At 39.8% G+C, this 10,359-nt stretch carries 13 protein-coding genes; 3 read left to right on the top strand and 10 right to left on the bottom strand.

All coding sequences use genetic code 11. The annotated features are described in order from the left end of the window. Positions 1-188: 188 nt before the first annotated feature. A complete protein-coding gene (locus C2M25_RS19400) occupies positions 189-602 on the bottom strand; it encodes an OmpA family protein (RefSeq protein WP_105181916.1) in 414 nt (137 codons plus the stop codon). 600 nt (positions 603-1,202) lie between these two features. On the opposite strand from C2M25_RS19400, the gene C2M25_RS19390 reads away from it, so the two are divergent. Then, positions 1,203-2,057 (top strand): integron integrase, encoded by an 855-nt coding sequence (locus C2M25_RS19390; protein ID WP_325051050.1) that lies wholly within the window; start codon positions 1,203-1,205, stop codon positions 2,055-2,057. A gap of 462 nt (positions 2,058-2,519) precedes the next feature. Here the strand turns inward: C2M25_RS19390 and C2M25_RS19385 are convergent, their stop codons facing one another. The 4 genes from C2M25_RS19385 to C2M25_RS19375 form a co-directional block, all read right to left on the bottom strand. After that, positions 2,520-2,894 (bottom strand): hypothetical protein, encoded by a 375-nt coding sequence (locus C2M25_RS19385; RefSeq protein WP_105181914.1) that lies wholly within the window; start codon positions 2,892-2,894, stop codon positions 2,520-2,522. Positions 2,895-2,923: 29 nt separating this feature from the next. Next, on the bottom strand, positions 2,924-3,091 hold the full coding sequence (locus C2M25_RS21875; RefSeq protein WP_188729789.1) for a hypothetical protein: 168 nt from the start codon (positions 3,089-3,091) through the stop codon (positions 2,924-2,926). 215 nt (positions 3,092-3,306) lie between these two features. Continuing rightward, positions 3,307-3,744, bottom strand: coding sequence for a hypothetical protein (locus C2M25_RS19380; RefSeq protein WP_105181913.1), 438 nt, complete (start codon positions 3,742-3,744; stop codon positions 3,307-3,309). Between the two features lie 176 nt (positions 3,745-3,920). After that, the gene (locus C2M25_RS19375; RefSeq protein ID WP_054563847.1) at positions 3,921-4,379 is read right to left on the bottom strand and encodes a hypothetical protein; all 459 of its coding nucleotides are present in this window, start codon (positions 4,377-4,379) and stop codon (positions 3,921-3,923) included. A gap of 315 nt (positions 4,380-4,694) precedes the next feature. Here C2M25_RS19375 and rlmF point away from each other — a divergent pair, with 315 nt between their 5' ends. Further along, on the top strand, positions 4,695-5,600 hold the full coding sequence (rlmF, locus tag C2M25_RS19370) for a 23S rRNA (adenine(1618)-N(6))-methyltransferase RlmF (protein ID WP_105181912.1): 906 nt from the start codon (positions 4,695-4,697) through the stop codon (positions 5,598-5,600). A gap of 10 nt (positions 5,601-5,610) precedes the next feature. Continuing rightward, positions 5,611-6,618, top strand: coding sequence for a low-specificity L-threonine aldolase (ltaE, locus tag C2M25_RS19365; RefSeq protein ID WP_105173448.1), 1,008 nt, complete (start codon positions 5,611-5,613; stop codon positions 6,616-6,618). Here the strand turns inward: ltaE and C2M25_RS19360 are convergent. The 5 genes from C2M25_RS19360 to C2M25_RS19340 all read right to left on the bottom strand — a co-directional run bounded on the left by C2M25_RS19360 (position 6,601) and on the right by C2M25_RS19340 (position 10,334). Then, positions 6,601-7,185, bottom strand: coding sequence for a thymidine kinase (locus C2M25_RS19360; RefSeq protein WP_062565567.1), 585 nt, complete (start codon positions 7,183-7,185; stop codon positions 6,601-6,603). The two genes, ltaE and C2M25_RS19360, sit on opposite strands and share 18 nt — an antisense overlap. A gap of 108 nt (positions 7,186-7,293) precedes the next feature. Then, positions 7,294-7,761: a methylated-DNA--[protein]-cysteine S-methyltransferase gene (locus C2M25_RS19355; RefSeq protein WP_105173792.1), complete on the bottom strand. Its 468-nt coding sequence runs from the start codon at positions 7,759-7,761 to the stop codon at positions 7,294-7,296. A gap of 2 nt (positions 7,762-7,763) precedes the next feature. Beyond that, a complete protein-coding gene (locus C2M25_RS19350; RefSeq protein WP_105181911.1) occupies positions 7,764-9,113 on the bottom strand; it encodes a DNA-3-methyladenine glycosylase 2 family protein in 1,350 nt (449 codons plus the stop codon). An 87-nt stretch (positions 9,114-9,200) separates the two neighbouring features. Further along, positions 9,201-9,812 (bottom strand): superoxide dismutase, encoded by a 612-nt coding sequence (locus C2M25_RS19345; RefSeq protein WP_105181910.1) that lies wholly within the window; start codon positions 9,810-9,812, stop codon positions 9,201-9,203. A 15-nt stretch (positions 9,813-9,827) separates the two neighbouring features. Beyond that, a complete protein-coding gene (locus C2M25_RS19340) occupies positions 9,828-10,334 on the bottom strand; it encodes a hypothetical protein (RefSeq protein WP_105181909.1) in 507 nt (168 codons plus the stop codon). Between the last annotated feature and the right edge of the window lie 25 nt (positions 10,335-10,359).

The raw sequence follows: 10,359 nt of genomic DNA, 5'->3' as shown, positions 1-10,359 counted from the left end.
CTTTATTGGGTGAAAGACAGATTATTAAAGGCTTAAAAGTTTAGGCAGGGATCGGTGTACCCTGCTTGACATGGGGAGTCATACCAACGCCCGCATAATGGGCGGATTAAGCTTGGCTAAAATTAGCGAGGAACGAGCGCCAGCCAAGCTGTAGACGTCCATTCATTAATGCGCTTGTTATATAACCTTTAATACTTTAACTGAACTAATGACTGTTTTTCATTACTGCCTTTTTTTGACAGCTTAAACTCATTTACTGAAGCACTAAAAACTAGCTGAGCCTGTGAAACTCCATTTGCAATTAGATAATTAGATACCGAGGTAGTTCTTTCAGCAGCTAGAGAAATTGAACTTACTCCATTTGATTCAGTTTCGCTGGCAACCCCCTTAATCTCCAAAACTATTGAGGGAAACTGCTTTAAGAACTTTACATGTTCATCCAGCTTTAATTGGTTTGTTGCATTAAGGTCTGAATAGCCAATATCAAACTCAATAACTCTCATTTCTTCCGGCTCAATAGAGAACTTTTCAGAAATAGACTCCGCACACAGTCGATTCGATATCATCAATAGAGAGAATAGAAATAAAATCTTACACTTCACATCAATTCCTCGAGGTTATATAACGCCCCGCTAAACGGCGAGCGATAGCGAGTCCGGTGGAGGCCACGTTTTTTTTTGTGGCCGGAACGAATTTGAGCGGTTTGTTAAGAGTGAGGTTTGCTACCATGAACCTGCCTTTTCTTTATATTGGCAGTTAGTACAGAACCTAAAAAACTCACCACCAGACTTAAGATACATTAAATTTTTTGTACTGCACTTACTGCATGTGCTTTCCAAGAACTCATTCTCTTCAGCGTGAAAATCACATGACGAGCAGTGCCATAGTGTATTTTTGTTGGCCTTTTCATCAAGCGACCAAACAAAAGTCTTCTCTTTACAGTTTGGGCAATATTGCTCCGACATACTTACTCTTAACATGTTTATAGCGAGCTAATCGCGCGTTTTTCTACCACAGCGTAGCTCGTTTTTCTTATTAGATTATTTCTAACAAACTTGTTAACTAATTACCAGTGTTATTAAAATTTAGGAATTCTCGCTTTTACCTCATGATAAAAACGAGCGATTGGGTCGTTTTCTTGACTATACGAGCGACTGAGCTAAAACTGTATATATATACAGCTTCATTTCAAAGGAATGAAAATAAAAACTCGCTCTCCTTATTTAAACTACATTGCAGACTATATGCTCACTCGTCAGTATTCATTAAGAACAATTAATGCTTATTTAGGTTGGATCGCAAAATTTATTCACTTTCACAACAAACGTCACCCAAGCTCAATGGGAGATGCAGAAGTCAAAGCGTTTTTAGACCATATTGTATTAAAACGTAATATGTCACCTAGAACACAAAGTGCAGCTTTAAATGCGCTCGCTTTTTTATATAAACATATTGTCAAAAATGAGCTTTCTTTAAACTTGAATTTTGCACGAAGTAATCGACAACCCAAGCTGCCTGTAGTGATGACGCCTGATGAAGTAAAGCAATTGATGAGTCATCTTTCCAAGCGATATTACTTAATCACGGGGTTAATGTATGGAAGTGGTTTGCGTGTGATGGAAGCGGTGCAATTGCGAGTAAAGGACATTGATTTTGATTACAAATGCATTCAAATTTGGAACGGAAAAGTCAACAAGCAGCGTATAGTTACTCTTGCAACGGAGTTGATCCCATTACTTAGAAATCAAATTTTGCAAGTTGAAGAATATTTAAGATTAGATTTACAAAACGAGCGATACGCAGGTGTGTGGATGCATAACGCTTTAACTCGTAAATATCCCTCAGCTAATAAATCACTAGCGTGGCAATACTTATTTCCTTCCTACAAATTAAGTGATGACCCAGAAACTGGCGAGATACGTCGCCACCATTTCCACCCTACATGTGTTAGAAAAGCGATTAAAAAAGCATTAAAGCAAACCAATATTACAAAGGTTATTTCGCCTCACAGAAGAGCAAGTAATAGTTGGCTAAAATGTGTAGCTAATCGAAACTGAGTAAAATGTTACTAGTCGCACTTCAGTAGCTTTTTAGCGAGTGTCAATCTTCCTGAAATTACTTCCTAAAATATATAAGCTATACAAGTAACTCAGGGGCCAAATAAAGGCTATGATTACGGCAAAAAGTTTGCTCTTATTTTTAAAGCAATGAACTATCGAGCATCCCCAAAGATAAAGAAGGGAAAATAGCGATAGGGAGAAAAGCAAAGTTTCCCATATGTGCATCTCATCACTATCTAAACTCGAATCAACTACACGCGGATCCCCAATATAACCTAGCAACACAAAATATCCCCATATCGCTAGACTAAGAGCTATGAGCAGCAAAAGGGATTTAGAATTTAAGAAATATTTCATCATGCTCGCTAACCCCATAATATGGAACGTGTTAAGCTTGGCTAAAATTGGCGACGAAGGAGCACCAGCCAAGCTTTAGACATCCCACCTATAATTGCCTTGTTAGGTGAACTTTTCGACTATTTCAATAGCTCGTTGTTTTGTAAAAACACCATTAATTTCTGGATCTGTTAATTCAGCTACGTAGTCAGAAACTCCTTCCTCTTCAAAATCAACTAAATCACATAGTTGAAGAGCATCAGCGATAAAGCATAAGTGATTTTTATTTAGTTTATCTTGAATGAACAATTCACATAGTTTCTTTATATCAGCAAAAGATATAACAATCTCTTCATCTTCAATGATATCGAGAGCAATAGAAGAACCTTTGATATCCAATTTATTTTCATAATCTGAAAATTCAGTTATAAACTCTCCTAGAAACACTTCTGGAGATATGTGCTCATTTAATAATTTGGATAGCGATGACAGCTTCACCTTTGCTCACCTAACAGCGTATTTGTCTATTAGTCTTTACACTCAAAACCTTTAGAGTCGACTTTGGCGACGTTGTCTTTATTGCCACACTCTTTAATTGCCATCTCTGTGTGATTGTGCTCATTGTATTGTTTAGCAATTGCGCCAAGGCTTAGCACAATTACTACAGCTATCACTATTTTTTTAATTTTAGACATAAACATTCCTTTGAAAATAAACTATTTAAACACAAACAGTTGCGCTTGCTATTATTGATAAAACTAAATCATATTGAAACCGATTTAACCATTCAAAAATGCAGCAAAATATTTTACAGCTCTGTTTAACTACCGACAACGAACCATAACCTTACCTTTTAACCCTTACAACAATGTTTTTTAAAAGTAATTTAATTTATATCATGCAAAATCTGCTATGGTTTCCTCGGTGGTGGGATAACTTCAGGAGGGCTTTCAACGAATAATAAATCATTGATATTTAGCTTTACTCTATTACCGCCACACATCACAAGGCCACCATATTTGGTTGTTGAGTAATTTAAATAAATCTCGAAAGTGTTTACCAAGTTAGGGTTAATAACGATGTAAGTTTCTTTAAAATCTGGGTAAATGTGAGCATCTTCAAATTTTAAGCTAACACTTTGCTCGTTCTCTTTGTACAAATTAATCTCTGTTAAAAAAAGATCACCATTTTTCTTAGGAACAAAAATTTCGTAAAGCCTTAGGTTATTTTGCTCATTCCTTTCATCTGATTTTGCAAATGGTACTTTTTCAGCTTGCTCAGTATTTCCCATTGCTTGAGATGTAAAAGATATAAAAATGAATAAACACACCGCGAATAGTTGTTTCATTGGCTTCCTTGTTGTTATGGCTTTCCAAACACAATATTAACCCATTAAGGGTCTAGTAGAGGGTTCCTGCGATAGCATATATAGTCCTTTTTGCATTGATACGTGACATTTTGGCTCATCAACTATTCACGAAAAGGCTATAACAATGAAACCAGTCGTTACTCTTCCCCCTAAACTTAATCAATCAGTGCCATCGAATTTAAATTGAAGTTATAAATAGAGAATGACTCACCTTCTTCTTTTAACGTGACAGTTATTTTTGCGTCTCCATTCGTGTATGAAGCTGGAATTAAATAAGTAACATAAGTACCAGAACCACCTCCGGTAACAGCTTTAGAGCTAACATTTATAAATTCAAATTCACCTAGTTCTTTTAATTCGCCCAACTTTGAGAATGCACGCATGATTTTAGAAATATCTTCATCTGTGGCATTTTCAATTGATGATGGGGTCATATAGTTTTTGAGAGTCTGAGGGTCCCATTGAGAGATATCTGTAATTGCTGAATTTAGGTAAGGAATAGCAGTTTCTTTGTAGGCAGAGGATTTATTCGCAGTCCAAATTGCTAAAAGTACAAATAAGCTAATTAACACTAAAAATGTTATACCAATTCCTTTAAGTATCTTTTTAACCATGATTTTTATTATTTTCCTTGATTGAATCACTTACGAATTTATCAGCTTTAAATGTCTTATGGTAGTACCCAATTTGAGTAGAAATTTTTAAACACTAATTTTAGTTGCTTGTATCATGGCCAATATGCCCGTTCTTTCGCGCTTAACCTCAAGTAACCCATACTTTGAGTAAATCCACTCAATCAGTTTTCAACTTATTTTTGCTCAGCATGTATTAATGCTACTAAGCAAAAATATCCACCGCAAACTAACTCAGAGCTAAGATTTATTTGGTACAATCAGCCTTTGATATGGCTAACAGATAGGTTTTCCTTAATGCATCCGCGAAATCGCCACTTAAATGGCTACGACTTTACTTTGCTATGCAAAGATACTCCTGCCCTAACACCTTATATAACGCAAACGCCAGCGGGCACTGATAGCATTGATTTCACCAATGCATTAGCGGTTAAAACCCTCAACCAAGCGTTATTAAAAAGCCATTATAAAATCGATTTTTGGGATTTACCCGACAACTACCTTTGCCCACCGGTTCCTGGCAGAGTGGATTACATTCATCACTTGGCTGATTTATTAGCAAGCGATAACCAAGGGCATATTCCGACGGGTAAGCAAGTAAAAGTGCTTGATGTAGGCACGGGTGCAAATGTGATTTACCCGCTTACAGGTAATCACGAATATGGCTGGCACTTCACAGGCTCCGATATTGATGCCTTGTCTGTTAAAATTGCCAAACAAATCGTGCAATTCAACCGCCTGAAAATTAATGTTAAGCAGCAAAACAACGCCGATAAAATGTTTAAGGGCGTGATATCGAATAAAGATGTTTTTCACCTAACTTTATGCAACCCACCGTTTCATGCCAGCGAGCAACAGGCCAAAGCAGGTACTGAGCGTAAATGGAAAAACCTAAACAAAGCGCCACAAAAAGCGCTTAATTTTGGTGGCCGCCAAAACGAGCTTTGGTGTGAAGGCGGTGAACGCGAATTTATCAGTAAAATGTGCATTGAGAGCCAAGAGTTTGCAGAGCAATGTATTTGGTTTACATCGCTTGTTTCTAAGTCTGACACTTTACCGCATATAAAAAAGCTACTTAGCACACTTGATGTGAAAGAAGTAAAAGTTATAAAAATGGCACAAGGCCAAAAAATCAGTCGCTTTATTGCTTGGAGCTATTTTGACCAAGCCGACCGCGAAGCCATTCTTAACGAACTAGTATAAGGATAATAAGATGATCGACTTTCGTTCAGACACAGTTACAAAACCAACAGCAGCTATGCGCGCGGTCATGAATGACGCCCCAGTAGGCGACGACGTTTATGGTGACGACCCAAGCGTTAATCAACTTGAACAATTTGCTGTTGAGCGCCATGGCTTCGAAAGCGCCCTTTATTGCAGCTCTGGCACGCAAGCAAACTTACTAGCATTGATGGCACATTGTGAGCGTGGCGACGAATATATTTGTGGTCAACAAGCGCATAACTACAAATTTGAGGGTGGCGGTGCCGCTGTATTGGGTTCTATTCAACCACAACCAATTGAAAATAATGCCGATGGCAGCATAGATTTAAACAAAGTTGTGGCTGCAATTAAAGCTGATGACTTTCACTTTGCTAAAACCAAACTACTTAGCTTAGAAAACACCATTGGTGGCAAAGTTCTCCCGCTAAGTTATCTAAAAGAAGCCAGAGAGTGTGTTGATAAACATAACCTTGCTCTGCACTTAGACGGTGCCCGCGTGTATAACGCGGCGGTTAAGTTAGGTGTTGATATCACTGAGATCACCCAGTATTTTGATTCAGTGTCTATTTGCTTATCAAAAGGACTCGGTGCGCCTGTTGGCTCACTATTACTAGGTAGCAAAGCACTGATTGATAAAGCACGCCGCTGGCGTAAAGTACTTGGTGGTGGTATGCGCCAAGCGGGTATGCTGGCAGCCGCTGGCCAGTATGCACTTGAGCATCACGTAGCAAGGCTTGCTGAAGATCACGATAACGCGGCGTATTTAGCTGAGCAGTTAAACACGTTAACTGGTTTTGATACGTCAACTTTTCAAATCGATACCAACATTGTTTACGCAAATGTTGCCGAACATATCGATTTAAAAGCAGTGGCACATGCACTAAAAGAGCAAAATATGCTGTTTTCACCGGGTAAACCACTGCGATTAGTGACCCATTTAGGCGTCACTAAGCAAGATATTGATAGCTTTATCTCGGCATTAGCGGCCGAGATTTAACGCTTCTTTATAATGTTTGCGGCACACCGATACATATCGGTCGTTGCCGCCAATTTCTACCTGATTACCGTCTGCAATCGCATTGCCATGCTCATCAGTACGCAGTACATGGTTAGCTTTACGACCACAGTGACACACTGTTTTTAACTCAATTAGTTTGTCTGCCCAGGCAAGTAGGTATTGTGAACCACTAAATAGCTCACCTCTAAAATCGTTACGTAAGCCATAACACAGCACCGGAATACCAAGCTCATCAACCACATCTGTTAATTGCATTACTTGGTCTTTTGATAAAAACTGACACTCATCAACTAAAATACAATGGCGCTTTTGCTCTGCATTTAATGATTTGATTAGCTCAAATACATCTTTATCTGCATCAAAAATATGCGCATCAGCCTGTAAACCAATACGTGAAGACACCTTGCCAACACCTGCTCTATCATCAATAGCCGCTGTTAAAATAACCGGTTCCATACCACGTTCGCGGTAGTTAAATGCAGATTGTAAAAGTGTGGTAGATTTGCCTGCATTCATTGCAGAATAATAAAAGTACAGCTGTGCCATGATGTTGCCCAAATTTTAAAGTCGCAATATGCTACCTTAATCGCGCGACAACATCATCTATTACCTTACTCTTATTACCTCAATCGTTGTCCCAGTAAAATTGCTGTTTTATAACAAGCCTTCGTGTTTCAGTAACCACTCTTTTCTTTCAAGGCCACCTGCATAGCCTGTGAGTTTACCGTTTGCACCAATAATTCGATGGCACGGCACAATAATGCTAATCGGGTTTTTACCATTTGCAGCGCCCACTGCACGCACCGCTTTTGGGTTATTAATGGCAAGTGCAATATCTTGGTAGCTTTTGCTTTGACCAAACTCAACATCCATCAGCGCACGCCACACTTGCCTTTGAAAGTGAGTACCTTGGGTATCAAGGGGTACTGTAAAACGTATACGCTCACCGTTAAAGTATTCATTAAGCTCACTTATACAAATTAAAATGGGTGTAAGGGTGTGCTCATCAACAACCTCTGTTTGCATTGCAACCACCGGGTAAAAGCCAACGTAACTGACGCCTTTTGATGTACTTTGAATGGTTATATCGCCAATCGGGCTTGGCATAATAACTTGTTGCATACTCATAATTGTTGCCATAGTTGAAAAGTTAAATAAGAGCGAAATGGCGCACAGTGCTCGCTATTAAATTCGCAGATTCCAGCGAGGGCTTTTTTAACCCCTAAGTCGCCCGCCAATAGAATATCAGGGTGGCTTTGACCGCGTAGTTTGGCGTAATTAACGGTCCACGGGCCAATACCTTTGAGCTCTAACCAATTATCAAGCTCTTGATTATCTGGGTTTTGCTGACAATAGGCACTTAAACGCCGTAGCGCATCTTTGCGTGATTGTGGCATTTTAAAAAAATCGAGTTCAGAATTAGCAACCCAATGAGGGCTTGGAAAATAGTGGTTATTACTTTGCTGATTAAACTCACTTACAAGCTGTGTAACGAGATTGTGAGCTGCTGTAACACTCACTTGCTGACCAAGTACCGCACGTATGCCCGCTTCATAGTCTGACCAAATTCCCGGCAAACGCAGCCCAACACAAAGCGGCATCGCGCCTCTAAGCTCTGCATCTAAATGCTGTTCAATAGTGTGCGTGTCGGCGTCTAAATCAAGCACACGGCGAATGTTATGGATCACTTGCTGTAAATAGCGGGTGTTATCAATATCAATTGCTACTTTAAAATGGTTTTTATGCTCAACAAAATGCGCTGTGAATTGCCCTTGGCAATATTTATCTTTAAAAGTGCGACCATAGCTTGTTGCGCTCAACCATTCTAGGCCGCTAATTAAACGGCGCTGCAAAAAATCATGGAGTGCTTGCCAGTTATAAGGCGGCCTAAATGCCAGTGTTAGAGTTAATGTTGAGGCTGGTTTTTTATCTGACTTGCGTAACTTTGAAGGGGCAATATTTAACTGCTTTAAAAAAGCATCATTAAAACGACGAATACTATTAAAGCCTGCCGCAAAAGCGATATCAGCTACCGACAAATCAGTTTGTTGTAATAGCTGCTTGGCAAAATTGCATTGGTTAAATAATCGATACTGGGTGATCGACAGTCCAAAATGTTGGTTAAACAAACGGCGTAAATAGCGACTCGACACCCCTAGCCTGTCTGCTAAAACCTCACAGTCGTAAGCCTCACCTTTATCAATCAGTTGTTTTGCACGTAATGCGGTGGTTTTAGTACCTAGCCAAGCGGGGCTATTCGGTGCACTATCTGGGCGACAACGAATGCAGGGTCGAAAACCATCTTGCGCAGCCAAGTGCGCATATTGGTAGTATTCAACGTTCTTTTCTTGTGCCGTTGGTGCAGGGCAAATGGGTCTGCAATAAATGCCAGTGCTTTTTACCGCCACAAAAAACACCCCATCAAAGCGTGGGTCGCGGCTTTGCCTTGCTGTTTGCCATTGTTGGCTAGTCATAATTATTCTCGTTACACGCTAATACCCTTAGCTTAACTGAATATTATTTTTTGACTAGCCAGTTTCGGACCTTAACTATTTAAACAGCTATTTAACTGCTGCTAGATATCGGCGCTCAACTTCCGGCCAATTGATCACTTCGTAAAATGCAGCAATATATTCAGGGCGACGATTTTGATACTTCAAGTAATACGCATGTTCCCACACATCAAGCCCTAAAATAGGCGTTTGATTATTCATTAGTGGGCTATCTTGATTGAGGCTACTTTCAACGACCAACTGGTTATTTTCATCAACACATAACCACGCCCAGCCACTACCAAAGCGGCTTACCGCGGCATTAGTAAATTGCTCTTTAAATGCGTCAAAGCTACCAAATGTATCAACTATTGCAGTGTTTAACTCTGCACTTGGCGTACCACCGCCATTAGGAGACATAACTTGCCAAAATAATGAGTGATTATGATGACCACCCACATGCTCTTGTACTGCTTTTTGTAAAGACTCAGGCATTGATGAAATAGTGCGGAGTAATGTTTCAGCATCTTGCTCTGAATAATGGCTGCCCTCTAGTGCAGCATTCGCTTTATTAATATAGGTTTGATGATGCAAGGTGTGATGTATTTCCATGGTTTTCGCATCAATGTGCGGTTCAAGTGCATCATAGTCATACGCTAAATCGGGTAATGTAAAAGGCATACTGATTCCTTATCGTTAATGTAATAACTGCGTTTTATGGGGATGGTCAGCTAATAGCTGGTTGATTCGGTTAATAAGTGCCGGAAATGCCGATGCCATGCTCGCAAACTTAACCAGCTCATAATAGGTTTTATGATGATGGTGCAGCACCAAGGTGCGAACTTGCTGCTCTGGGTGATTTAATAGCACGCTTAATCGTTGATGAGCATGACAAAGCCAGGTGCATGCTTTATCGGGTTTTTGCATGACTTTAAAGGTGTCGGCAAGATTCAAAGTGGCAACAACAAATGCTGCAATACAATGCTCTAACGAGCGAGTTACCGAATGGTTGATTGGAATATTAGAAAATTGCGCCAGTAGTGTTTCGGCGCAGCTGCTTGCAACCGTGTAATGATCACGCGCAGTAATAAGCTCGCCAGATTCAAATGCTAAGTTGCCTTGATAAATAGCACTTTGCCAAGGAGCAAGCGCATCATCAATGGCGTGCGAAGTTAACGGTGTGTGGCGTGTTGTTTGAGTCATAAAAATCACCTGCACTTATACCAAT

Origin of the sequence: Pseudoalteromonas sp. T1lg21 (genome assembly GCF_002964625.1) — a bacterium.
Classification (GTDB): Bacteria; Pseudomonadota; Gammaproteobacteria; order Enterobacterales; family Alteromonadaceae; genus Pseudoalteromonas; species Pseudoalteromonas gelatinilytica.
This window is presented reverse-complemented; position numbering and strand designations above follow the sequence as displayed.

Coding starts and splice junctions, on each gene's coding strand:
- C2M25_RS21875 (WP_188729789.1), bottom strand. CDS start 3,091: ATGTCTAAAATTAAAAAAATAGTGATAGCTGTAGTAATTGTGCTAAGC.
- C2M25_RS19380 (WP_105181913.1), bottom strand. CDS start 3,744: ATGAAACAACTATTCGCGGTGTGTTTATTCATTTTTATATCTTTTACA.
- C2M25_RS19375 (WP_054563847.1), bottom strand. CDS start 4,379: ATGGTTAAAAAGATACTTAAAGGAATTGGTATAACATTTTTAGTGTTA.
- rlmF (WP_105181912.1), top strand. CDS start 4,695: ATGCATCCGCGAAATCGCCACTTAAATGGCTACGACTTTACTTTGCTA.
- ltaE (WP_105173448.1), top strand. CDS start 5,611: ATGATCGACTTTCGTTCAGACACAGTTACAAAACCAACAGCAGCTATG.
- C2M25_RS19360 (WP_062565567.1), bottom strand. CDS start 7,185: ATGGCACAGCTGTACTTTTATTATTCTGCAATGAATGCAGGCAAATCT.
- C2M25_RS19355 (WP_105173792.1), bottom strand. CDS start 7,761: ATGCAACAAGTTATTATGCCAAGCCCGATTGGCGATATAACCATTCAA.
- C2M25_RS19350 (WP_105181911.1), bottom strand. CDS start 9,113: ATGACTAGCCAACAATGGCAAACAGCAAGGCAAAGCCGCGACCCACGC.
- C2M25_RS19345 (WP_105181910.1), bottom strand. CDS start 9,812: ATGCCTTTTACATTACCCGATTTAGCGTATGACTATGATGCACTTGAA.
- C2M25_RS19340 (WP_105181909.1), bottom strand. CDS start 10,334: ATGACTCAAACAACACGCCACACACCGTTAACTTCGCACGCCATTGAT.